A 21,194-nucleotide genomic window follows, 5' to 3' on the forward strand; every position below is an offset into this window, starting at 1 on the left:
ATGCTAACGCCCGGGTGTTTTTCCCCACGGGGATCGCGGCTAAAGTGAGGGTTTTGCCGGAGCGGGACCATGGCGACGTTTTATGATGCACGCGGGAACATCTATGCGGTGGCGAGCCCTGAGGAGTTGCGCGTACTGGGGCTCGACGTACCGGCGGATGCCGCCCGGGCGGCGTTGCATCGGCGCGACTGGTCGGTTGCGGCGGTGCAAGCGCTGTGCGGCTGGGCGGGGCAGGAGCCGGGACGGGGAGGCAAGCACCATCGCTCCGACGGTTTGCTGGTCGGGCCGTTCCAGTGCGCGGCGCCGTTCGATCTGCTGATCGTCAATACCGACGGCACCCTGGCCGAGCGCAGTGGCAACGGCCTGACGATCTTTTCCCAGGCATTGAGCGAGCAGGGTCTGCTGGCGGCCGAAGGCAGCAGCCTGTTGCGGGTCCATCACGATCAGCCGGGCGGTTCGTCTCCTGTCGCGACGGCGGTGGAACCGGCGCAGGTGGAGGGCCAGCCGGGCTTCTGGCTGGCGCTGGGCAAACCGGAATTCGGCCCCGCGGCAGTCGCTGCCTGCGGCACCGGGGAGGCCGGGTTGAATGGCCGTCAACTGAGCCATGTCGCGCCCCTGGCGCGCTTGAACGAGGCCTGGCAGCGCAGCCAGTTCGTGCGGGTCGGCAATCCCCATTGCGTGACCCTGGTGGAGCAGCTCTCGGCATTGCCGAGCAACCCACAGATGCTGGAGGCGGCGCTGGAGCAGGGCTTGACCGCGATTGCCTTTGCGCCACCGGTGGGGGCGGGCGAGCCGTGCCCGGCCGGGGTCAACCTGCAGTGGGCGATGCTCGTGGCGCCGGGGCACCTGCAGGCGCGGGTGTTCGAGCGCGGCGAGGGGCCGACCGCGTCCTCGGGCACCAGCGCCAGTGCGGTGGCCTGTGCGGCCTGGAGGGTCGGTTGGGTCGCCGCGGGCGAGGTTCGGGTCGAAATGCCGGGCGGTACCGCGCCGATCCGCCTGCTGGAACAGGGCGGCGAACTGCAGGGCGTGCACCTGTTCGGCACGGCCCGGCGCCAGGTCTGATCGTCCCGACCAAACACCGCTGACGTGTTGTTCGGATTCCCCTCTCTCGCCACCGGGGCGTTGCACCCTTGTCCGCCCCGGGCGCTTTTTGGCTTGATGAATCGACGGGATCGCCGGCCGATAACGGCCGTTCCCGGACCGGGTCACAAGAACGGGCCCGGATTCTCAACCCGATCAAATGGAATTTGCGATGAAAGCGCTCAGAGGTTTATGCGGTACGTTGTTGTGTGCGGGGCTGATGTTTGCGGCGGTGGCCCAGGGTGGGCAGGCGAACGGCGAGCAACTGGCGGCGTCCTCCACCGCCCCCGACGGTGTCGAGCCGAGTCCCGCGGAGGTGCTGGGCGGAATCCGCACCGACTATTTCTCCTGCTCGGTCGGGCGTTTCCGGGGCGAGCTGGAGGCCAGGGTGGCCTTCGCCTCCGCCGGCAGCTCGGCCTATTTCGATGTCAGTACGGTGAGATACCGCATCGTGCGCAGCGGGGGCGAGGGCGGTGGCAACAAGGCCAATATCAATTTCCATCTGGACACGCTCAATCGCCAGGGTGTGGTCAGGGGCAACGACGTCTATCACTCGCCGGATTCGCTCAAGCAGGATGGCAACTGGCATCTGCTGGACGTCAACCGCATCGTGCGCACCGACTACCAGGGGGCGGTGACCTTCGAGTTCATCTTCGACCGCTCCAAGGCCAGCGACAGCCGTTGCGCGGCCCACAAGACCTACCAGTGGGCCGGTGCCACGGTCACCCGGGCCACGGCGGCCGAGTGATCCGGTCAAGGCGTATCGAGGGCTGACGCTTCGCGAATCAGGAAGTGATCCAGGTTCTCGATTTCACAGCTGAACACGCTGAAGGTCTGCTCCGGGTTCTTCTTGCTCGGCACCTGTTTCAGCTCCGGCGTCACCCCGTAGAAAAAGCAGTACAGGTCATCGGCCTGGTCGATCACACTCTTGATCTCCTCGAGGAACGCCGTGCGCTGGCGGTAGTTTTCGATCAGGCTCTTGCTCAGGTAGACGTTCACCGAATAGCGCTTGCGGTCGGCCCAGACCGGCTTGTCGAAGACCACGCTGAAGCTGCTCCTGTAGTCCTTGATCTCCTTGATCCTGCCCCAGTAGATCAGCCCCTTGCGATCCTGGCAATACTCGACCCGCTTGAAGAAGGCGTTGTAGTTCAGGCTCAGCTCGCCAATGGTCAGCGGCATGCGCTTGAGCAGATCCTTGTTGGCGAAGTTGGAGACGAAGCATTCCACCGGGTGGGCGAACACGCTGGTGCGATTCGGTGTCGCCCTGGGCGTGCTGGTGGCGCTGCTGTCGCCCGCCGGGCGGGTTGCCTCCTTCGGCTCCGGGTGGGCGGAGTCGGCTGGCGTGTTGGGCTTGCGGGTGTAGACGCGACGGCTCAGCAGCAACTCCACCGGGAAATTCTGCTCGCCTTCGATCCCGTCCGGCGCCTGGTCCGGGTCGAGCAGGTCGGGTGCGGTTTCCGGGCTGAGGTAGGGGCAGTCCGCCAGGTGCCGGGTACTGGGCGTGTTCTTGAAGTGCGGGGTGCGCTTGAAGCGCACCCGACGGGCATTGAAGGTGGTCAGGTGGTTGCTGCGGTCGAAGGCGTTGCGGCAGGCATCGTTGGGGCACTGGAAGATTTCCGTGTCCGAATCGAAGGGTACGGTCTCGTCGAAGTTCAGGTCGCGGACATCGTAGATTGTCAGTTTCTCGTCGAGGCTGACGCAGTAGGCTTTGTCGAATTTCATGCTCGGTCCATCGGCGGCGCGGTAGGTCATTAATATCACAGGCATTCTGGCGTCGTGTACCTGTCGGTCCGGCCCGTTGCCGTTTCAGTAGTCGGTGGGCGCCCGGCCCAGGGTGCGACGAAACATGGTCGAGAACGCTGCCGGGCTCTGGTAGCCGAAATCCAGGGCAATGCGCGTCACCGCTTCACCTTCGGCCAGTCGCGCCAGGGCCAGGACCACGCAGACCCGCTGGCGCCACTGGGAAAAGCTCAGGGCGGTCTGGCCGTGGAACAGCCGGCCGAAACTGCGCAGGCTCATATGCAACCGCGCCGCCCAGGCCTCGGGCGACTGGCGGATATCCGGCTGTTCGACGAAGGCCTGGCACAGCGGCAGCAGGCGCGGGTCCTGGGGCAGGGGGATATGCAGCGGCAGGCTGCCGGCGGCGGCCAGTTCATGCAGCAACAGGCTGACCAGGGCCCCGTCGCGGCCCTGTTCGGCGTACTCCACCGGCATCTCGACGGCGGCCAGCAGCAGTTGGCGCAGCAGCGGCGAGACCTCCAGCACCTGGCAACTGGCACTCATCGTCGCGACCGCAGCGGGCTCGATGTACAGGCTGCGGGTGCTGACGCCGAGCATCAGCACCTGGTGCGGCACCTGAGGAGGAATCCAGACCGCCCGCTGCGGTGGCACGATCCAGTTGCCGTCGTCGGTCAGCACATGCATCACCCCGCTGGCGCCGTAGAGCAATTGCGCCCGCCGGTGCTGATGGCGGGCCAGCAGGTGGCCCCGGGGATAGTCGGTGCCGATGGCGATCACCGCCCGGGGCAGGTGGTCGTACAGGGCGAGTGGGCTATTGAGCATGGGGATGGCGGTCTGGCCGAATCACGAATGATATTGGCTGACTTGCGCAGGCGCGCCAAGCCCTGGCGAAGCAATATGCGGGCTTCGTTCCTCAAAGGACCTGACATGATGCTTTACGGGCTGTTGGCGTTGTTGGGCGGGTTGGCCGGCGTGACCAGCGTGCTGTTCGGTTTCGGTGGTGGTTTCGTGGTGGTACCGCTGGTGTACCGGGCCCTGCGTGACAGCCCGGACCCGGCTGTCAGCGGGGCGGCGATGCAGATCGCGGTGGCGACCTCGACCTGCGTGATGATCGTCAATGCGCTGATCGCCACCGGCAAGCACCGGCGTGCCGGCAATCTGCGCGGGGAGTGGATCTGGCCGTTCGCCGGCTTCATCGGCCTGGGCGCGGTACTGGGGGCGGTGCTGGCCAGTTGGCTCAGCAGTGAGGTGCTGCGCTGGGCCTTCATCGTCTACCTGGGATTGACCTTGCTTGACTGCCTGGCGCGGCAAGGTTTCATCCGGGCGGAGGCGACCCGTCCGGTTAGGCCATTGACGCCTGGCGTGACGGTGCTGGGTGGCGTCTTGATCGGTAGCGTGGCGACCTTGCTCGGGGTGGGCGGCAGCGTCATGACCGTGCCGTTGCTGAGGCGCAGCGGCCTGAGCATGACGCTGGCCACGGCCATGGCCAATCCGTTGAGCGTGCCGGTGGCGGTGGTCGGGACGTTGACCTACGTGCTCCTGGCCGGGGTCCATCCCCTGGGGTTGGGGCCCTGGTTCGCCGGGTACGTGAACCTTCCGGCATTCGCCCTGCTGATCCTCGGCTCGCTGCTCGGCATGCGCCTGGCGACGCCCCTGATCGGGCGTATCCCGGACCGGCTGCATGCAGGGTTCTACATCGGCTTGCTGGGGCTGGTGCTGCTGGCGATGGTGCTCGGCTGACGAGGCGCCGAGCGTGAGGCTGTTCGCGGGCAAGCCCCTGCGGGTCGCTCCGCATCCGCTCTGGTGACGCAGAGCGTCACGGGCTGTGCTCCCACGCAGAGCGTGGGAGCGATCAGGGATCGAGGGCTACACGTTCAACAGGCGCTCACGCAGCTTGGCGATTTCGTCGCGCATCTGCGCCGCCGCCTCGAACTCCAGGTCGCGGGCCAGTTGGTACATCTTTTCTTCCAGCTGGCGAATGCGCTTGCTGATCTCGCTCGGCGAACGCAGTTCGTTTTCGTAGCGGGCGTTTTCCTCGGCAGCCTTGGCCATGCCCTTGCGCTTCTTGCTGCGCGAGCCGGGCACGGTGGCGCCTTCCATGATATCGGCGACGTCCTTGACCACGCCCTTGGGGGTGATGCCGTTGGCCTCGTTGAAGGCGATCTGCTTGTCACGACGCCGTTCGGTCTCGCCGATCGCCCGCTGCATGGAGCCGGTGACGTTGTCGGCGTAGAGAATCGCCTTGCCATTGAGGTTGCGCGCGGCGCGGCCGATGGTCTGGATCAGCGACCGCTCGGAGCGCAGGAAGCCTTCCTTGTCCGCGTCGAGAATCGCCACCAGCGACACTTCCGGCATGTCCAGGCCTTCGCGCAGCAGGTTGATACCCACCAGCACGTCGAAGGTGCCCAGGCGCAGGTCGCGGATGATTTCCACCCGCTCCACGGTGTCGATGTCCGAGTGCAGGTAGCGCACCCGGATACCGTGGTCGGCGAGGTAGTCGGTGAGGTCCTCGGCCATGCGCTTGGTCAGGGTGGTGACCAGCACGCGCTCTTCCAGGGCCACGCGCTTGTTGATCTCCGAGAGCAGGTCGTCGACCTGGGTCAGTGCCGGGCGCACCTCCACCTGTGGGTCCACCAGCCCGGTGGGGCGTACCACCTGCTCGACCACCTGGCCGGCGTGCTCGGCCTCGTAGTTGCCGGGGGTGGCGGAGACGAAAATGGTCTGCGGGCTCACCGCCTCCCACTCGTCGAAGCGCATCGGCCGGTTGTCCAGCGCCGACGGCAGGCGGAAGCCGTATTCCACCAGGGTTTCCTTGCGTGAGCGGTCGCCCTTGTACATGGCGCCGACCTGCGGAACGCTGACGTGGGATTCGTCGATCACCAGCAGCGCATCCGGCGGCAGGTAGTCGTAGAGGGTCGGCGGCGGGGCGCCGGCTTCGCGTCCGGAGAGGTAGCGCGAGTAGTTTTCGATGCCGTTGCAGTAGCCCAGTTCGAGGATCATCTCCAGGTCGAAGCGGGTGCGCTGCTCCAGGCGCTGGGCCTCCACCAGCTTGTTGCTGTTGCGCAGGTATTCGAGGCGTTCCTGCAGTTCCTGCTTGATCCCCTCGACGGCTTCGAGCAGGGTTTCCCGCGGCGTCACATAGTGGCTCTTGGGGTAGAAGGTGAAGCGCGGCAGCTTGCGGATCACCTCGCCGGTCAGCGGGTCGAAGGCCGACAGGCTTTCCACCTCGTCGTCGAACAGCTCGACGCGGATCGCCTCCAGGTCGGATTCGGCCGGGTAGATGTCGATCACGTCGCCGCGCACGCGGAAGGTCGCCCGGGCGAAGTCCATGTCGTTGCGGGTGTATTGCAGGTCGGCCAGGCGGCGCAGCAGGGCGCGCTGGTCGAGCTTGTCGCCGCGGTCCACGTGCAGGACCATCTTCAGGTAGGTTTCCGGGCTGCCCAGGCCGTAGATGCAGGACACCGTGGTGACGATGATGGCGTCCTTGCGTTCGAGCAGGGCCTTGGTCGCCGACAGGCGCATCTGCTCGATATGGTCGTTGATCGACGCATCCTTCTCGATGAAGGTATCGGAGGAGGGGACGTAGGCTTCCGGCTGGTAGTAGTCGTAGTAGGAAACGAAGTATTCGACGGCGTTGTTCGGGAAGAATGTCTTGAATTCGCCGTACAACTGCGCGGCCAGGGTCTTGTTCGGTGCCAGCACCAGGGTGGGGCGCTGGACCTGGGCGATCACGTTGGCGATGCTGAAGGTCTTGCCCGAGCCGGTCACCCCGAGCAGGGTCTGGTGGGCCAGGCCGGCCTCGATGCCCTGGACCATCTGGCGGATCGCCTCGGGCTGGTCGCCGGCGGGCTGGAAGCGGGTGACGAGCTGGAATTGGGACATAACGTACCTCTTGATGTGCCGCGCCGGCACTGCTGCCCGGCAGGCCGCGCAGCGACGAAAAGGATCGTCCACGACGGCATGTCGCGGAAAAAGGCATCATAAGCCTGGAAATGGTGTTTCGTCCGATCGCTTTCAAGGCAGGCGTCTGTCGGACGTCGGGTTACATTTCGACTGTCGGGCGTAAAATAAATCCAAAAAACTTGTCGGAATCCGACAATAGCCGGTCGCCGTCGCCGGTGATGGCCTCTATACTAGCTCCCCGTTTGTGCACCGCTCTAGTGCAATCGGCTGGAGCGTTGTCACCCCCGATCACCCTCCATTCAGAGCCGCCGCAATAATGAGCCTGTTCTCCGCTGTCGAAATGGCACCCCGCGATCCTATCCTGGGCCTCAACGAAGCATTCAATGCCGACACCCGTACCGACAAGGTCAACCTCGGTGTGGGTGTCTACTGTGACGAAAGTGGCAAGATCCCACTGTTGCGTGCCGTTGTCGAAGCCGAGACCCAGCGCGCGGCTCAGCATGCTTCCCGTGGCTACCTGCCGATCGACGGCATCGCCGCCTACGACAAGGCCGTGCAAACCCTGCTGTTCGGCGAGGATTCGCCGCTGATCGCCGCCGGTCGCGTGCTCACCACCCAGGCGGTCGGTGGTACCGGCGCACTGAAGATCGGGGCCGATTTCCTCAAGCAACTGCTACCGGACGCCACCGTCGCCATCAGCGACCCGAGCTGGGAAAACCACCGCGCGCTGTTCGAAACCGCCGGTTTCCCGGTGCAGAACTATCGTTACTACGATGCCGCCAGCAACGGCGTGAACCGTGCCGGCCTGCTGGAAGACCTCAACGCGCTGCCAGCCAAGTCCATCGTCGTGCTGCACGCCTGCTGCCACAACCCGACCGGCGTCGACCTGAGCCCCTCCGACTGGCAGGACGTGCTGAACGTGATCAAGTCCCGGGACCTGGTGCCGTTCCTGGACATGGCCTACCAGGGCTTTGGTGCCGGCATCCACGAGGACGCCGCCGCCGTGCGCCTGTTCGCCGAGTCGGGCCTGACCTTCTTCGTTTCCAGCTCGTTCTCCAAGTCGTTCTCGCTGTACGGCGAGCGCGTCGGGGCGCTGTCGATCGTCAGCGAATCGAAGGAAGAGACTGCCCGCGTCCTGTCCCAGGTCAAGCGCGTGATCCGTACCAACTACTCCAACCCGCCGACCCACGGTGCGACCATCGTCGCGACCGTGCTGAACAACCCTGAGCTGCGTGCCCAGTGGGAAGCGGAACTGGCCGAGATGCGCGATCGCATCCGTGACATGCGCATGCAGATGGTCGATCTGCTGGCCCAGCATGGCGCCAAGCGTGACTTCAGCTTCGTCGGTCGTCAGCGCGGCATGTTCTCCTACTCCGGTCTGACCGTGGAGCAGGTGGCACGCCTGAAGAGCGAGTTCGGCATCTATGCCCTGGATACCGGCCGTATCTGTGTGGCGTCGTTGAACCAGCGCAACATCGAGACCGTGGTCAAGGCCATCGTCCAGGTGATCTGATCGCGGGGCGGGGCCGTTCCCGCCATGCTCTTCGGATGCAGGAAAGGCCCGCAGCGATGCGGGCTTTTCTGTTTGCGTTTCCCGCCCGGCCGGCCCCTTCGCGGGCAAGCCTTACCGGCAAACTCCCAGGTATCAGCCTCTCTGCCGCACCTTCGGTGGATTCATAAATTGTTACAAGTTCGGTAAAGCACTTTTATCAAATCCTTGTTTGTCAGGCTCCAGAGCCCGGACATAAGCTTCCTGGAGCTTCGATAGTCAACCTGAGCGCCTGCGTCCACGGTTTGAACAATGGCCTCGATGTCCACTTCCAGTGCAAGTTGAGAAGTAAGGATTCCCGATGCAGTCAAAGTGCGAAGATTCTTTAGCCTCCCGGCCCTGTGATACTCCCGATATTTCCCCTGACCGTACCCCGCCCAGCAGCTCCCATCGACTGGCCGAAGCGCTGCTCGACAAGGCCGGCTTGCGCCTGGACGGTCGGGCACCCTGGGACATGCGCCTGAATCGACCGGGTGTGCCGGAGCGGGCCTTGTCCGAAGGCAGCCTGGGGCTGGGCGAGGCCTACATGGATGGCGACTGGGACGCCGACCAGTTGGATGAGTTCTTTGCCCGGCTGCTGCGCTCGGGGCTGGCGGATGGAGTCAACCCGATGGCGATGCTGTTGCACGCCGCCCGGGTCAGGCTGCTCAACCTGCAGAACCGCAAGCGGGCCTGGCAGGTCGGTGAACAGCACTATGACCTGGGCAGTGATTTCTACGCGAGCATGCTCGACCCGCGGATGACCTACACCTGCGGCTACTGGCGCGAAGCCGAAGACCTGGTCGAGGCGCAGAATGCCAAGCTCGACCTGATCTGCCGCAAGCTGCGCCTGGAGCCGGGCATGCGCGTGCTGGACATCGGTTGCGGTTGGGGCAGCTTCATGTCCTATGCGGCGCAGAACTATGGTGTGGAGTGCGTCGGCGTGACCATTTCCCGGGACCAGGCCGCTTGGGCGCAGCAGCGTTATGCCGGGTTGCCGCTGGAATTCCGCCTGCAGGACTACCGTGATGTCGACGAGCAGTTCGACCATATCGTCAGCATCGGCATGTTCGAGCATGTCGGGCGCAAGAACCACCGGGTCTACATGGAAACCGCCGCGCGCTGCCTCAAGGACGATGGGTTGTTCCTGCTGCATACCATCGGCAAGAACCGCCGCCATTCCACCACCGACCGCTGGATCGACAAGTACATCTTCCCCAACGGCGACCTGCCTTCCATCGGCCAGATCGGCGATGCCGTCGATGGCCTGTTCGTCGTCGAGGACCTGCACAACTTCGGCGCCGATTACGACAAGACCCTGATGGCCTGGTACGAGAACTTCGAAGCGGCCTGGCCACGCTTCGCTGCACAGATGGGCGAGCGTTTCCGTCGCATGTGGCGCTACTACCTGTTGTCCTGCGCCGGGGCGTTCCGCGCCAGGGACATCCAGCTATGGCAGTGGGTACTGTCGAAACAGGGCGTGATCGGCGGTTATCAGCGCGTGTCCTGAGTTCCGTGCAGCGTCGAGTTAATGATCGATGAATAATCTTTCATGGCTAATTAACGCCTCGAACATGGTTCGAATCAATGGAAAAATATATATAGAAACCGGCAGTGAAAAATAACAACAGAGGCCTCTGGTCGGCACTCTGAAATGTTCCGGTTCCTGTCCAGGACGCCCCAGCGGCGTGCTTCGGAGCGCGACAGACAAAGCCCGGCCAGATCCCCCGCTTGCGTACTTTTGAAGATTGTCCTTGGCCTTCGGGCCTCTCTGCCATTTTCCATGCTTCGCGTTTCCACTCTCCGCGCGGATGACGGCGTGCGCGCTGCCGTTCGCTTCAACAAAAGAGTGAAACTTCATTGACCAGGGGATAATAACGATGTCGGTAAAGATCAACTTGCTTACGCTGGCGGTATCGCTGGGCCTGGCCCAGGTCGCGATGGCCGATGCCATCGCCGACCAGAGTGACGCCAAGGGCTTCGTCGAAGACAGCAGCCTCAACCTGCACCTGAAGAACCAGTATTTCGACCGTGACCGCAAGGATGGCAAATCCGATCTCAAGGACTGGACCCAGGGGATCTTCGGCAACTACAGCTCCGGCTTCACCCAGGGCACCGTCGGTTTCGGCGTGGATGCCTTCGGCTACTGGGGCATCAAGCTCGATGGCGGCCCGGGTACCGCAGGCACCGGCAACCTGCCGATCGGCCGCGATGGTTCTCCCGAGGATGACTATGCCAAGGCCGGCGGTGCGCTCAAGCTGCGGGTTTCCAAGACCGAACTGCGCTATGGCGACATGCAGCCGACCGCGCCGGTGTTCGCCGCCGGCGGCACCCGGCTGATCCCGGAAACCGCTACCGGCTTCGACCTGCAGAGCAGCGAGATCAAGGGGCTGGACCTGGAGGCCGGCCACTTCACCAGCGGCACCGGGGTGGTCACCACCAGCCGCGACCATGATCTGTATGCCACCTACGCCAACGTCCCGACCAACGCGGTCAGCTTCCTGGGCGGCAAGTACAGCGTCAGCGACAACCTGAACTTCACCCTCTACGGCTCCGAGTTCGAAGACATCTGGCGCCAGTACTACACCAACGCCAACTACACCCTGCCGCTCTCGCCGGGGCAGTCGCTGAACTTCGACTTCAACCTCTACCGTACCCTCGACGAGGGCCAGGCCAAGGCCGGCGCGATCAACAACACCACGTTCTCCTTCGCTACCGCCTACACCTTCCTGACCGCTCACACGGTGACCCTGGCCTACCAGAAAGTGCATGGTGACACGCCATTCGACTATGCCGGCTTCGGCACCAACGGCCCCGGCGACGGCGGCGACTCGATCCTGCTGGCCAACTCGGTGCAGTACTCGGACTTCAACGGTCCGGGGGAGAAGTCCTGGCAGGCGCGCTATGACCTGAACATGCAGAGCTATGGCGTGCCGGGCCTGAGCTTCATGACCCGCTATGTCCACGGTGATGACATCGATGGCACCAAAATGGCGGCGGACAGCCCCTACCGGGCCTATGGCTATGGCGCCGACGGCGAGCACCATGAAACCGATGTCGAGGCCAAGTACGTGGTGCAGGGCGGTCCGGCCAAGGACCTGTCCCTGCGCCTGCGCCAGTCGTTCCATCGCGGCAACGCCGACCAGGCCGAGGGCAACAACAACGAGCTGCGGCTGATCGCCGATTACCCGATCTCGGTGTTCTGATCAGGCGGCGGGGGAGGAGGGCGTTGCTCCGGCCGGTGGCGGCGTGTCCGCCCGCGCCGCTTCCACACGGTTCCTGCCGGTGCGCTTGGCCTGGTACAGGGCGGCATCCGCCCGGCCATAGGCGCAATCGAAGCGGGTGCCCATGGGGCTGGCGCTGACGCCGAAACTGGCGGTGATCTGCCGGTTCACCGGCGCCCCAAAGACGTGCGTGGCAACCGTCTGGCGCAGGCTTTCGGCCAGTTCCAGGCCGGCTTCGAGCGTCCCGCCGGGAATCAGCACGGTGAACTCCTCGCCACCCACCCGGCCAATGAACCCGGCATTGCCGACGATCTGTCGCAGGCAACCGACGATGCCCTGGATCACCGCATCGCCGGCGGGGTGGCCGAACTCGTCGTTGATCTGCTTGAAGTGATCGATGTCCAGCACCACCATCACCGCTCCGGTTTTCTGCAGGGCTTGCACGGTCAGGTCGATGACCGCGCCGCGGTTCAGCACACCGGTGAGGGCATCGTGGGTGGCGCGGTACTCGAGCTGGCGTGCCAGGGTCTGCAACTGCGCGTTGAGCGTGTTCATCTCGCGCTCGGCACGGTCGCTGCGGCGGATCAGCCGGCGCGTCTCGCGCATCAGGCGCTCGAAGTGGACAGTGAGGTCGGCGAGCGCCTGCCGGTACACCGTGGCGTCGGCCTCAGTCAGGGCGAGGATCGAACGGGCGTGTTCGAGGGCGTCAGTTTCGCTGCGGAACAGGTCGGGTTCGGCTTCGTCCTGTGCCTGTGCGCCTGCGCGAGTGACTGAAGCGGTCATGCTCATCATCCTTGTCGGGGAATCATTGGGGGGTCGTGGCGTGGTCGTTGAAGACGATCGCGGTGAAGTCGGCCTTCAGTTCTTCGCCGAACTCGAAAATGGTCTCGTCTTCCTCGTCGTGGTACCAGTGCACCTGCATCTCGTTGCCCGATTGAGCCGCCTGGTCCAGGGCATCGAAGATGCTGAACAGCATCTTGGTGCTGGAGCTGTTGAAGTAGGCCAGGGCAATGTGCGTGGTGATCACGGTGTCCTCGCGGGAGGCGAGGTAGCTGCGCAGTTGCTGGAGGACAGGGGCATAGAAGGCGGCGGCATTTTCCGGGTAGGACTCGCCTTTGATCGTCAGCAGGTTCTGATCGAAACGAAAGTCGACTTCCGGTGAGGTGGCGGTTGCTTCGATGTAGAAATTGTCCATGGTGATGGTGTCACTCTGATCAGATAGTTGCTTTGAGGCAGAACAGCGTGGTGCCAGGCTCGTCTGCCCTTGGGTAGAAGTCGAACTCCAGCGGTGCGCTCGAGTCACGCGCCATGGTCAGGAAACCCAGGCCCGCGCCCTTGCTTTCCAGCGGGGTTTCCGCGCGCAGGGTGACCTTGTAGGCCTGCTTGATCTCTTCCAGGGACATGTTGCGCAGCGGCTCGAGTTTTTCCCGCAGGCGCTCGACGTCGCCGCTGGCGATGGGGTTGGCACAGAGCATCAGGTGGCGGTCACCTTCGCTGCTGATGCACACCGCACCCTGGCGCAGCGCGGACTCTTCGCCGGGCTCGCCGGGCAGCGAGTCGGAGGAGTAGTGAATGATGTTCTGCGACAGTTCGACGAAGGACGAGAACAGCTTGCGCCGCGTCGGCCCGTTCACCCCGGAGATCTCCAGTTGCAGCCGGACCACCTCGGCCATCGCGCTGACGATGGTGTGGGAGAAATAGCCCATGTGATAGAAGATCACGTTGCGCTGTTGGGCCAGATCGAAGAAGTGGTAGTCGGGGTGGGCAGCATTCGAATTGATCATGGTTCGTTTCCAAGACGCGCACAGAAAAGGGTGAGGTCGTCACGCCGGGCCTGCTCTCCCTGCCAATCGGCCAGCGTGCGTTGCAGGGCTTCGCCGATCACGGTCGCCGGCTGATTGCGCTGCTCCAGTATCGTGTTGAAGGCCTTGCTCCTGCCGAAGGCGATGTTGCGCGGGCCGCCGATCTGGTCGGTGAGGCCGTCGGTGGCGATGAACACCAGGCTGGCCGGCGCCAGCGCGATGCGGTTCACCGGCCACTGGTAGTCGATGGCACTGTCCACGTAGCCGACGCCGACCCGTTGCCCGGCCAGGGTTTCCATCTGTTCGGCCGCCGGCGGCAGCACGTGCAGCGCCATGCGCGCGCCGGCGAAGCTCAGGGTCTGGCTGGCGTTGTCGAACCAGAGGAACGCGGCATCGAGGCCATCATCGGATTCCGGTGTGCCATCGCTGCTGTGCACCTGGCCGAGCAGTTCCTTGACGCTGCGGTTCACCGCCGCCAGCAGTGCACCGGGGTCGCGGGGGCCGAGCCGGGCCAGCGCCTGGGTCAGCGACGAGGAGGCGATCAGGGTCATGAAGGCGCCGGGCACGCCGTGGCCGGTGCAGTCGGCGATCGCGCCGAACCAGCCATCGGGGTAGGCGCAGAAATGATAGAAATCGCCACCGACCACATCCCGGGGTTCCCAGAGCAGGACAGCGTCGTCCAGGGTCGCCTTGAGGGTGTCCCGCGAGGCGCGCAGCATGGAGCGCTGGATGACGCTGGCGTACTCGATGCTCTGCATGATCTGGCGGTTCTTCTCGGCCTGCATGGCCGCCACCACCGCCATCAGTTGCAGGCCGCTGCCGAGCCCGGCGAAGCGTCCGTCGCGGGTGACGATGAAGCCGTCGGAGAGGGCCTTTTCCCCGGATTCCACGGTCTTGAAGGTCAGTTCCTCGATGCTCATGCCGGCGTCGACGATCAGCGGCTCCTTGTCCATGAAGGCGATGCAGCTCTTCTTGTCGTACAGCTCGCGGTGGAACGGCTTGCTCATCATCGACAGGAAGATGTTGCGATTGATCAGGCCGATGGGCCGTGCCTCTTCCACCACTGCCAGGCAGGCCACCTCCTTCTGCGAACTGAAGGTTTCCATCACCAGGGCGTTGGTGCTGCTGGCGTCTATCGCCGGCATCTGCAGGCAGAGATCTCCGGCACAACGGTGATCTCGGGAGCGTTGTGGACGCATGAAGGAGAAGCTTTCTGCACGCATGCTGGGAATCGCCGGGCAAAGTGAAGGCACAACGCTATCGCTCCAATATGACGCTTGTATGACGATCTCTCGTCTGCTCTCCCGAACCCGCTGATTCGCCAACGAATGATCCGGCTGCCGCGCGGCTGTGTATCACAGTGTGTACGCACTGCTGACTGATACATCCGGCGACGCCCTGGCCGGTTGTGCGACACAGAGGGGATACACGCCCGCGATTAACTTTGCCTGTCGAACAGCGCAGCCGCTTGAGCCGCTGATTCGCTCACCCCATCGTTGATCAAGGAGAACACCATGAAGAGCAAATACGCCGCCCTCGCCGCCACCCTCGCCATTTCCCTCAGCGCCTTCGCGGTCGGGGCCCATGCCGCCGATGACCAGGCCCCCAAGGAAAAATGCTACGGCGTGTCCAAGGCCGGTCAGAACGATTGCGCCGCCGGTGCCGGTACGTCCTGCGCGGGCACCGCCAAGACCGACTACCAGGGCAACGCCTGGGTCCTGGTGGACAAGGGCACCTGCACCCAGATCAAGACACCCAAGGGCTTCGGTTCCCTGACGGAGCAACCATGAGCCGCAGTGCCGGCGCGGTGACCGCCGGCCTCGGCCGGCTGTTGCCCGAGTCCCTGTTGCTGCTGGTGGCCCGGGTCGGGATCGCTTCGGTGTTCTTCCTGTCGGGACGAACCAAGGTCGAAGGCCTGCTGACGATCAAACCGACGACCTACGTGCTGTTCCGTTCGGAGTATGCGTTGCCGCTGATTTCGCCCGAGTTGGCGGCTCACCTGGCGACCTATGCCGAGCACCTGTTCCCGATCCTGCTGGTGCTGGGGTTGCTGACCCGGCCGGCGGCGCTGGCCCTGCTGGGCATGACGGCGGTGATCGAGGTGTTCGTCTACCCCGACGCGTGGCCGACGCACCTGACCTGGGCCGGATTGTTGTTGCCCCTGATCGCCTACGGCGGCGGCAAGTGGTCGCTGGATGGGCTGTTGCGCCGCGGCTCGAACTGACCCGCCGTCCGACGCCCTCTCGAACTGAAGATTTTCAACCACAACATCAAGCCATGACGGCTTGAGGAGATGCAGCATGCGCAAGTTACCCATCCTGGCCTTCAGCGCCCTGGCCCTGGCGGCACCGATGTTCGCCAGTGCCGCCGCCGAGCCGGCCGCACCGGCGGGTGCCAGGAACATCGTCATCGTCCATGGCTCGTTCGTCGACGGCTCCGGCTGGCGGGTGGTGCACGACATCCTGATCCACAAGGGCTACCACGTCACCGTGGTGCACCAGCCGGCCACCAGCCTGGATGCCGATGTCGCCGCCACCCGGGAAATCCTCGACCAGCAGGTCGGTCCGGTGGTGCTGGTCGGCCACAGTTCCGGCGGTGCGGTGATCGGTATCGCCGGCGACCGGGACAAGGTCAAGGCACTGGTCTATGTCGCCGGGTTGCAACCGGAGGTCGGCGAGACCCTGGGCCAGTTGCTCGGCTCCATGCCGTCGCCGAGCAATGACATCCACGCCACCCGTGACGGCCTGCTGTTCGTCGACCGGGCCAAGTTCGGCGAGGACTTCGCCGCCGACCAGACCACCAACCGCACCGACTTCCTGGCGGCCTCGCAGGTACCGGCCGCTGCCGCGACCTTCGGTACGCAGAACTGGGCGGCCGCCTGGCACAAGAAACCGAGCTACGGAATCGTCGCCACCGACGACAAGGCCCTGAACCCCGACCTGCAGCGCTGGATGTACAAGCGTGCCGGTTCCAAGGTCACCGAGATCAAGGCCAGCCACACCGTGTACATCTCGCAGCCTGAGGCGGTGGCGAAAGTCATCGAGCAAGCCGCGTTGAACGCCAAGTAAGTCCACTGACCCCCATTGCTTCACCCACAACCCTGTTTATCTGGAGAGACACCATGACCACTACCGCTTCCCGCCTGAGCCTCGCCACTGCCGCCGCCCTGATCGCCCTGGCGTCCGCTTCCTTCACCGTTTCGGCCAGCGCCGCCGACAAGGAGCAGCCGGGCCGCTGCTACGGCGTCAACAGCTGCAAGGGCGAAAGCCTCTGCGCCACCGCCAAGAACGACTGCAAGGGCCTGAACGGCTGCAAGGGGCAGGGCGTCGTGGTGAAAACCCCGAGCGAGTGCCTGAAGGCCGGCGGCACCCTGACCGAGCCGAAGTAAGCGCAAGCCGGTGGTGGGGCTACTCCTGTGGCCCCACGCATCCACACGGATACCCAAGCTTCCCTCTCAAGCGAGTACCTGCGATGTCGGTTTCCACTTCTGTTTTCTCGGGCTTCGGCCTGGGCCTGCGCAAGGAACACTATCGGGACTTCCTGGAGACCGAGGTTCCGGTCGATTTCGTCGAAGTCATCTCCGAGAACTTCATGGTCGAAGGCGGCCAGCCCCGGCACATCCTGCGCCAGGTCCGCGAGCGGCATCCGGTGGTGCTGCACGGCGTGTCGATGTCCATCGGCTCGGCGGACGGCCTGAACCCGGACTACCTGCGTCGTTTGCGGCAACTGGTCGACGAGATCGACCCGCTGTTCGTTTCCGACCACCTGAGCTGGTCGCGTATCGGCCACTTCAACGCCCACGATCTGCTGCCGGTGCCGTACACCGAGGAGGCGCTGGAGATCGTCTGCCGCAATATTTCCATGGCCCAGGATGCCCTCGGCCGTTCCATGCTGTTCGAAAATCCGTCGAGCTACCTGGCCTTCGACGGTGCCTCGATGACCGAATGGGAGTTCATCGGCGCGATGGCCGAGCGCACCGGCTGCGGCCTGCTGCTCGACGTCAACAATGTTTTCGTCAGTGCCAGCAACCATGGTTTCGATGCCCTGGCCTTTCTCGACGGCTTGCCCGCCGACCGCGTGCGCCAGATGCACCTGGCCGGGCACAGCCAGGGCGAGCACCTGCTGATCGACACCCATGACAGCCCGGTCTGTGAGGCGGTCTGGGCGCTGTATGCCGAGGCGGTGGCGCGCTTCGGCACCGCCGCGACCATGATCGAGCGCGACGACCATATCCCGCCGTTGGCCGAGCTGCTGGCGGAACTGGATATCGCCCGTGCCATCGGCGCGGCGAATGCCCGTGGCGGCCTGCGGAGGGCGGTATGAACCTGGCGCAATTGCAACAGCAGTTCCGGCAATGGCTGGTGACCGGGTCCGACGAAGCCGCAGGACGTCTCGGCGAGGGCCTGGAAGTCGGCCTGGCGGTGTACCAGAACAACTACCGGGCGCAATTGGTGGGTTGCCTGGAGCAGTCATTTCCCCAGGTGCGCCGGTGGATCGGTGACGAGGCGTTTCTCGCTGCGGCGATCACCCATATCGACCGGCAGCCACCCCATGCCTGGACGCTGGATGCCTACCCGCAGGGCTTCCATGCCAGCCTGGTCGAGCTGTTTCCAAACAATCCCGATGTGCATGAGCTGGCCTGGATCGAGTCGGCGCTCAACGATGCCTTCGTCGCCGAGGATGCCCAGGCCCTGCCACTGGAGGCGCTGGCGAGCATCGACTGGGACACGGCGCGGCTGTGCCTGACGCCGTCTTTCAGGAGCCATGCGCTGACCACCAATGCCGAACCGATCTGGGCGGCGCTGTGCGAGGAGACGCCGCCGCCTGCGAGCGAAATGCTCGCCGAGCCGGGCGGGGTGATCGTCTGGCGTCGGCAATTCACCTCGCGCCTGCGTCCGCTGGAATCCCTGGAGTACCAGGCGCTGCTGCGAGTGCAGGCAAACGGCAGTTTCGCCGGCCTGTGCCAGTGGCTGGTCGAGCGTCTCGGCGAGTCCGAGGGCGTGGCCCGGGCGGGTGCGCTGCTGGCCGGCTGGCTCGCCAGCGAACTGATCGTCGCGATCGACTGACCCCATTCTCTTTGCCAAGGAACTGCCTCATGTCCGAGTCTCTGTTCAATCGCCGTCGCTTCCTGCTGTCCGCCGCCGCCGGTGCGGCCGCCATCGGCCTGGCCGACATGGCCCCGGCGCTGGCGTCGACCGGGCAGGCCGCGCCTCGTGCCGGAGCGTCGAGCAAGCCGCTGGCGCGCCTGCCCATTCGCCAGGTGCGTACCGACCTGCTGGATATCGGTTACCACGAGACCGGGCCGGAAAACGGTCGGCCGGTAATCCTGCTGCACGGATTTCCCTACGACATCCACAGCTATGCCGAAGTCGCGCCGCTGCTCGCGGCCCAGGGTTTCCGGGTGATCGTGCCGCACCTGCGCGGGCACGGCAGCACCCGTTTCCTCGACAGCGCGACGCCGCGTTCCGGCCAGCAGGCGGCCCTCGGCCAGGATGTGCTGGACCTGATGAACGAACTGCACATCCCCGAGGCAGTACTGGCCGGCTACGGCTGGGGCGGTCGTGCGGCCTGCGTCGCGGCGGCGCTGCGGCCGAGCCGCTGCGTGGGGCTGGTGTCGACCAGTGGCTACCTGATCCAGGACATCGCCAGGGCTGCCAGCCCGTTGTCGGCCGAAGTCGAATGGGGCCTGTGGTACCAGCACTACTTCCAGACCGAACGCGGCCGCGCCGGGTTGGCCGCCCATCGTCGCGATATCGCCCGAATTCTCTGGCGCAACCATTCGCCGACCTGGCATTTCGACGAGCCGAGCTTCGAACGGGCAGCCGAGGCTTTCGACAACCCGGATTATGTCGATGTGGTCATCCATTCCTATCGGCATCGCATGGGACTGGCCGAGGGTGATCCGAGCTACGCCGAGGCCGAGCGGAAACTCGCGCTGCTGCCGGCGCTCAGTGTGCCGACCATCACCCTCGACGGCACCGATGGCCAGGCATCCGCAGCACGTTTAAGCGGCCCGCGCAGTCACCGGCAGGTTCCCGGTGTCGGCCATAACCTGCCCCAGGAGGCGCCCGGGGTCTTTGCCGAGGCGGTGGCCGACCTGGTGCATGGCGGCAAGTGGCGCACCTGATCCCGCCAGCCGGACAATGTCGCCGTCATCGCCCTCGAGTGGGCGATGGCGGCGTTTGCCTGGAGTCGCCCGCGTGCTCGGTCAATGGGCGATGCGGGCGGCTTGCCTGAACCGATCCTGAACACTGACGATCCGCTGCACAAGGCGCTTGGCTCGGCCCGGGGCCGGGTGCTACAAGAACCTCTGCAACGTCATCCTGTTCAGAGGTCGCCATGAAACGCTGGATCGTCAATAACCGTGGGCTGCTGATCTTTCTCCTGTGTTTCGGCATCTTCCGCACGTCCATGGCGGACTGGAATCCGATTCCCTCGGGCTCGATGCGCCCGACCCTGCTGGAAGGCGATGTGGTGCTGGTCAATCGGCTGGCCTACGACCTCAAGCTGCCCCTGAGCGATATCTCCCTGGCCGCGCTGGGCAATCCGCAGCGCGGCGACGTGGTGACGTTCACCTCGCCCAAGGACGGCATACGGCTGATCAAGCGGCTGGTTGGCGTGCCGGGCGATGTGCTGGAGATGCGCAACGAGGTGCTGTACGTCAACGGCGTGGCAGCGCGCTACAGCGATAGCCGGGAGATCGCCGAGCCGAGCGGTCAGGGTGTGGACATTCCTGGCGTGTCGGTGACCGAGGCGTCGGACAACAGCGTGCGTCGGGTGCAGTTCCTGCACGGCGTCGCGGCAGCCCGGGATTTCGGCCCGATCACCGTGCCGGCGGACAGTTATTTCATGCTGGGGGACAATCGCGACAACAGTGCCGACTCGCGCTACATCGGCTTCGTGCCACGCCGCCTGCTGATCGGCCGGGCCCACCACATCGTGGTCTCGGCCGATATCCTCGACCACTGGATGCCGCGCCTGGACCGTACCGGCAAGCGGATTCTCTGAAAGGACAGGAGTGTGGGAAGGGGGAAATCCGGGGGTTGGGCAAGGCTTGAGGGCCTGTTCGCTGGCAAGCCAGGCTCCTGCAGGCGTTGTGTCGTAGATCGGTCAGGTGTTCCACCCGGTCTCCGGGCGGGAGATGGCCGGACGGCGCTCCGCTTGCCGGCGATAGGCGCTGGAACGGCGGGCCCGCTCAAGAGGCTTGCTCCTTGAGCGGGCCCGGCGCAGGAGTCAGGGCTGGGTGGCCTGGAAGCTCGGCAGCGCCTGGACCTGCTCCCACCATTGGGCAAAGCCCTCGATATCGAACAGCCGCGCGGCGTCCGGGGTCTGCGAGATGTAGCTGCAGAACGGCACCAGGTAGAAGTCCGCCAGGGAGGCGTTCGGTCCGGCAATGAAGCGGTCCCGGCCCCTGATCTTCATCAGCTCGCGCAGCACCTGGCGCCCTTTCTCGATACCGGCCTCGCGAGCCGCTTCGTTCCTGCCGCCGATGAAGTCGGGGAACAGGTGGTAACCGGCCACCGCCACCAGGGCGTTGTAACCGTAGGCGTCGTAGATACCGATCGCCATGTTGGCACGGGCGCGCCCCTGGGCGGTGTCCGGAAGCAGCGACGGGCCGGGCAGGACCTCGTTCAGGTAGTGGGTGATGGCGCCGGTTTCGATCACCTTGAAGCCCTCATGCTCGATCACCGGCACCTTGCCGAACGGGTGACGCAGCAGGTGCTCGGGGTGATGGGGCTCGCCCTGGATGACGTCCACCGGAACCTGGCGATAGTCCGCGCCTTTTTCGGCGAGAAGCATTCTGACGGTACGGACGTAGGTGCTGCCGCTGAAGCCGTAAAGGGTGATGCTCATGATGCTGACCTCCTGGATGAATCGGTGTTGTGGTAGCCAGACCGCCCGCGGTGGGGGACTGGG

At 64.9% G+C, this 21,194-nt stretch carries 22 protein-coding genes; 14 read left to right on the forward strand and 8 right to left on the reverse strand.

All coding sequences use genetic code 11. The annotated features are described in order from the left end of the window. Nucleotides 1-69 precede the first annotated feature (69 nt). Nucleotides 70-1,062, forward strand: a complete 993-nt coding sequence (locus ACMGT0_RS11005) for a diaminopimelate epimerase (protein ID WP_416772564.1) — start codon at nucleotides 70-72, stop codon at nucleotides 1,060-1,062. 190 nt (nucleotides 1,063-1,252) lie between these two features. Further along, nucleotides 1,253-1,828, forward strand: a complete 576-nt coding sequence (locus tag ACMGT0_RS11010; RefSeq protein ID WP_416772565.1) for a hypothetical protein — start codon at nucleotides 1,253-1,255, stop codon at nucleotides 1,826-1,828. Nucleotides 1,829-1,833: 5 nt separating this feature from the next. Here the strand turns inward: ACMGT0_RS11010 and ACMGT0_RS11015 are convergent, their stop codons facing one another. Together ACMGT0_RS11015 and ACMGT0_RS11020 are read right to left on the reverse strand one after the other, a co-directional pair. After that, on the reverse strand, nucleotides 1,834-2,802 hold the full coding sequence (locus ACMGT0_RS11015; RefSeq protein WP_416772566.1) for a hypothetical protein: 969 nt from the start codon (nucleotides 2,800-2,802) through the stop codon (nucleotides 1,834-1,836). Between the two features lie 84 nt (nucleotides 2,803-2,886). Then, a complete protein-coding gene (locus ACMGT0_RS11020) occupies nucleotides 2,887-3,642 on the reverse strand; it encodes an AraC family transcriptional regulator (protein WP_054063844.1) in 756 nt (251 codons plus the stop codon). A gap of 108 nt (nucleotides 3,643-3,750) precedes the next feature. Here ACMGT0_RS11020 and ACMGT0_RS11025 point away from each other — a divergent pair, with 108 nt between their 5' ends. Then, nucleotides 3,751-4,560: a sulfite exporter TauE/SafE family protein gene (locus ACMGT0_RS11025; protein WP_416773455.1), complete on the forward strand. Its 810-nt coding sequence runs from the start codon at nucleotides 3,751-3,753 to the stop codon at nucleotides 4,558-4,560. A 126-nt stretch (nucleotides 4,561-4,686) separates the two neighbouring features. On the opposite strand, the gene uvrB is transcribed toward ACMGT0_RS11025, so the two are convergent. Next, the gene (gene uvrB, locus ACMGT0_RS11030; protein WP_054057663.1) at nucleotides 4,687-6,702 is read right to left on the reverse strand and encodes an excinuclease ABC subunit UvrB; all 2,016 of its coding nucleotides are present in this window, start codon (nucleotides 6,700-6,702) and stop codon (nucleotides 4,687-4,689) included. A gap of 337 nt (nucleotides 6,703-7,039) precedes the next feature. Between uvrB and ACMGT0_RS11035 the strand changes: the two genes are divergently transcribed. From ACMGT0_RS11035 to ACMGT0_RS11045, 3 genes are all read left to right on the forward strand, one after another. Continuing rightward, complete coding sequence (locus tag ACMGT0_RS11035) at nucleotides 7,040-8,236, forward strand: amino acid aminotransferase (RefSeq protein ID WP_054057662.1); 1,197 nt, start codon at nucleotides 7,040-7,042, stop codon at nucleotides 8,234-8,236. A gap of 337 nt (nucleotides 8,237-8,573) precedes the next feature. Continuing rightward, nucleotides 8,574-9,761, forward strand: a complete 1,188-nt coding sequence (gene cfa / locus ACMGT0_RS11040) for a cyclopropane fatty acyl phospholipid synthase (RefSeq protein ID WP_273825005.1) — start codon at nucleotides 8,574-8,576, stop codon at nucleotides 9,759-9,761. Between the two features lie 370 nt (nucleotides 9,762-10,131). Further along, nucleotides 10,132-11,457, forward strand: coding sequence for an OprD family porin (locus ACMGT0_RS11045; RefSeq protein WP_054063843.1), 1,326 nt, complete (start codon nucleotides 10,132-10,134; stop codon nucleotides 11,455-11,457). On the opposite strand, the gene ACMGT0_RS11050 is transcribed toward ACMGT0_RS11045, so the two are convergent. Genes ACMGT0_RS11050 through ACMGT0_RS11065 form a run of 4 tightly spaced genes read right to left on the reverse strand, consistent with a single transcriptional unit; the run spans nucleotide 11,458 to nucleotide 14,476 of the window. Next, nucleotides 11,458-12,258, reverse strand: a complete 801-nt coding sequence (locus tag ACMGT0_RS11050) for a GGDEF domain-containing protein (protein ID WP_416772569.1) — start codon at nucleotides 12,256-12,258, stop codon at nucleotides 11,458-11,460. It abuts the gene before it with no gap. Between the two features lie 22 nt (nucleotides 12,259-12,280). Further along, a complete protein-coding gene (locus tag ACMGT0_RS11055; protein WP_054057659.1) occupies nucleotides 12,281-12,670 on the reverse strand; it encodes a DUF1987 domain-containing protein in 390 nt (129 codons plus the stop codon). A 19-nt stretch (nucleotides 12,671-12,689) separates the two neighbouring features. After that, entirely contained in the window at nucleotides 12,690-13,259 is a 570-nt protein-coding gene (locus ACMGT0_RS11060) for a SiaB family protein kinase (protein ID WP_054057658.1), read from the reverse strand. Continuing rightward, a complete protein-coding gene (locus tag ACMGT0_RS11065) occupies nucleotides 13,256-14,476 on the reverse strand; it encodes a SpoIIE family protein phosphatase (protein WP_416773457.1) in 1,221 nt (406 codons plus the stop codon). Before ACMGT0_RS11065 ends, ACMGT0_RS11060 begins: the two co-directional genes overlap by 4 nt. 315 nt (nucleotides 14,477-14,791) lie before the next feature. On the opposite strand from ACMGT0_RS11065, the gene ACMGT0_RS11070 reads away from it, so the two are divergent. The 8 genes from ACMGT0_RS11070 (at nucleotide 14,792) to lepB (ending at nucleotide 20,285) form a co-directional block, all read left to right on the forward strand. After that, nucleotides 14,792-15,067 carry a DUF2282 domain-containing protein gene (locus tag ACMGT0_RS11070; protein WP_017906588.1) on the forward strand — a complete coding sequence of 92 codons (276 nt, stop codon included), beginning with the start codon at nucleotides 14,792-14,794 and terminating at the stop codon, nucleotides 15,065-15,067. After that, on the forward strand, nucleotides 15,064-15,501 hold the full coding sequence (locus ACMGT0_RS11075; protein WP_054057657.1) for a DoxX family protein: 438 nt from the start codon (nucleotides 15,064-15,066) through the stop codon (nucleotides 15,499-15,501). Before ACMGT0_RS11070 ends, ACMGT0_RS11075 begins: the two co-directional genes overlap by 4 nt. Nucleotides 15,502-15,577: 76 nt before the next feature. After that, a complete protein-coding gene (locus tag ACMGT0_RS11080; RefSeq protein WP_054057656.1) occupies nucleotides 15,578-16,345 on the forward strand; it encodes an alpha/beta fold hydrolase in 768 nt (255 codons plus the stop codon). 53 nt (nucleotides 16,346-16,398) lie between these two features. Next, the gene (locus tag ACMGT0_RS11085) at nucleotides 16,399-16,665 is read left to right on the forward strand and encodes a hypothetical protein (protein WP_054057655.1); all 267 of its coding nucleotides are present in this window, start codon (nucleotides 16,399-16,401) and stop codon (nucleotides 16,663-16,665) included. Nucleotides 16,666-16,748: 83 nt separating this feature from the next. Beyond that, nucleotides 16,749-17,600 (forward strand): DUF692 domain-containing protein, encoded by an 852-nt coding sequence (locus ACMGT0_RS11090; protein WP_054057654.1) that lies wholly within the window; start codon nucleotides 16,749-16,751, stop codon nucleotides 17,598-17,600. Beyond that, nucleotides 17,597-18,343 (forward strand): putative DNA-binding domain-containing protein, encoded by a 747-nt coding sequence (locus tag ACMGT0_RS11095; protein ID WP_416772573.1) that lies wholly within the window; start codon nucleotides 17,597-17,599, stop codon nucleotides 18,341-18,343. The genes ACMGT0_RS11090 and ACMGT0_RS11095 overlap by 4 nt, the downstream gene beginning before the upstream one ends. A gap of 29 nt (nucleotides 18,344-18,372) precedes the next feature. Next, nucleotides 18,373-19,404 (forward strand): alpha/beta fold hydrolase, encoded by a 1,032-nt coding sequence (locus tag ACMGT0_RS11100; RefSeq protein WP_193394223.1) that lies wholly within the window; start codon nucleotides 18,373-18,375, stop codon nucleotides 19,402-19,404. Nucleotides 19,405-19,616: 212 nt separating this feature from the next. Beyond that, the gene (gene lepB / locus ACMGT0_RS11105) at nucleotides 19,617-20,285 is read left to right on the forward strand and encodes a signal peptidase I (RefSeq protein WP_416772576.1); all 669 of its coding nucleotides are present in this window, start codon (nucleotides 19,617-19,619) and stop codon (nucleotides 20,283-20,285) included. 225 nt (nucleotides 20,286-20,510) lie between these two features. Here the strand turns inward: lepB and ACMGT0_RS11110 are convergent, their stop codons facing one another. Next, nucleotides 20,511-21,131: a glutathione S-transferase family protein gene (locus ACMGT0_RS11110; RefSeq protein WP_054059839.1), complete on the reverse strand. Its 621-nt coding sequence runs from the start codon at nucleotides 21,129-21,131 to the stop codon at nucleotides 20,511-20,513. Between the last annotated feature and the right edge of the window lie 63 nt (nucleotides 21,132-21,194).

The sequence above is a fragment of the Pseudomonas sp. RHF3.3-3 genome (assembly GCF_048069595.1).
In the GTDB taxonomy this organism is placed as follows: Bacteria; Pseudomonadota; Gammaproteobacteria; order Pseudomonadales; family Pseudomonadaceae; genus Aquipseudomonas; species Aquipseudomonas fuscovaginae_B.

Coding starts and splice junctions, on each gene's coding strand:
- ACMGT0_RS11005 (WP_416772564.1), top strand. CDS start 70: ATGGCGACGTTTTATGATGCACGCGGGAACATCTATGCGGTGGCGAGC.
- ACMGT0_RS11010 (WP_416772565.1), top strand. CDS start 1,253: ATGAAAGCGCTCAGAGGTTTATGCGGTACGTTGTTGTGTGCGGGGCTG.
- ACMGT0_RS11015 (WP_416772566.1), bottom strand. CDS start 2,802: ATGAAATTCGACAAAGCCTACTGCGTCAGCCTCGACGAGAAACTGACA.
- ACMGT0_RS11020 (WP_054063844.1), bottom strand. CDS start 3,642: ATGCTCAATAGCCCACTCGCCCTGTACGACCACCTGCCCCGGGCGGTG.
- ACMGT0_RS11025 (WP_416773455.1), top strand. CDS start 3,751: ATGCTTTACGGGCTGTTGGCGTTGTTGGGCGGGTTGGCCGGCGTGACC.
- uvrB (WP_054057663.1), bottom strand. CDS start 6,702: ATGTCCCAATTCCAGCTCGTCACCCGCTTCCAGCCCGCCGGCGACCAG.
- ACMGT0_RS11035 (WP_054057662.1), top strand. CDS start 7,040: ATGAGCCTGTTCTCCGCTGTCGAAATGGCACCCCGCGATCCTATCCTG.
- cfa (WP_273825005.1), top strand. CDS start 8,574: ATGCAGTCAAAGTGCGAAGATTCTTTAGCCTCCCGGCCCTGTGATACT.
- ACMGT0_RS11045 (WP_054063843.1), top strand. CDS start 10,132: ATGTCGGTAAAGATCAACTTGCTTACGCTGGCGGTATCGCTGGGCCTG.
- ACMGT0_RS11050 (WP_416772569.1), bottom strand. CDS start 12,258: ATGACCGCTTCAGTCACTCGCGCAGGCGCACAGGCACAGGACGAAGCC.
- ACMGT0_RS11055 (WP_054057659.1), bottom strand. CDS start 12,670: ATGGACAATTTCTACATCGAAGCAACCGCCACCTCACCGGAAGTCGAC.
- ACMGT0_RS11060 (WP_054057658.1), bottom strand. CDS start 13,259: ATGATCAATTCGAATGCTGCCCACCCCGACTACCACTTCTTCGATCTG.
- ACMGT0_RS11065 (WP_416773457.1), bottom strand. CDS start 14,476: ATGCGTCCACAACGCTCCCGAGATCACCGTTGTGCCGGAGATCTCTGC.
- ACMGT0_RS11070 (WP_017906588.1), top strand. CDS start 14,792: ATGAAGAGCAAATACGCCGCCCTCGCCGCCACCCTCGCCATTTCCCTC.
- ACMGT0_RS11075 (WP_054057657.1), top strand. CDS start 15,064: ATGAGCCGCAGTGCCGGCGCGGTGACCGCCGGCCTCGGCCGGCTGTTG.
- ACMGT0_RS11080 (WP_054057656.1), top strand. CDS start 15,578: ATGCGCAAGTTACCCATCCTGGCCTTCAGCGCCCTGGCCCTGGCGGCA.
- ACMGT0_RS11085 (WP_054057655.1), top strand. CDS start 16,399: ATGACCACTACCGCTTCCCGCCTGAGCCTCGCCACTGCCGCCGCCCTG.
- ACMGT0_RS11090 (WP_054057654.1), top strand. CDS start 16,749: ATGTCGGTTTCCACTTCTGTTTTCTCGGGCTTCGGCCTGGGCCTGCGC.
- ACMGT0_RS11095 (WP_416772573.1), top strand. CDS start 17,597: ATGAACCTGGCGCAATTGCAACAGCAGTTCCGGCAATGGCTGGTGACC.
- ACMGT0_RS11100 (WP_193394223.1), top strand. CDS start 18,373: ATGTCCGAGTCTCTGTTCAATCGCCGTCGCTTCCTGCTGTCCGCCGCC.
- lepB (WP_416772576.1), top strand. CDS start 19,617: ATGAAACGCTGGATCGTCAATAACCGTGGGCTGCTGATCTTTCTCCTG.
- ACMGT0_RS11110 (WP_054059839.1), bottom strand. CDS start 21,131: ATGAGCATCACCCTTTACGGCTTCAGCGGCAGCACCTACGTCCGTACC.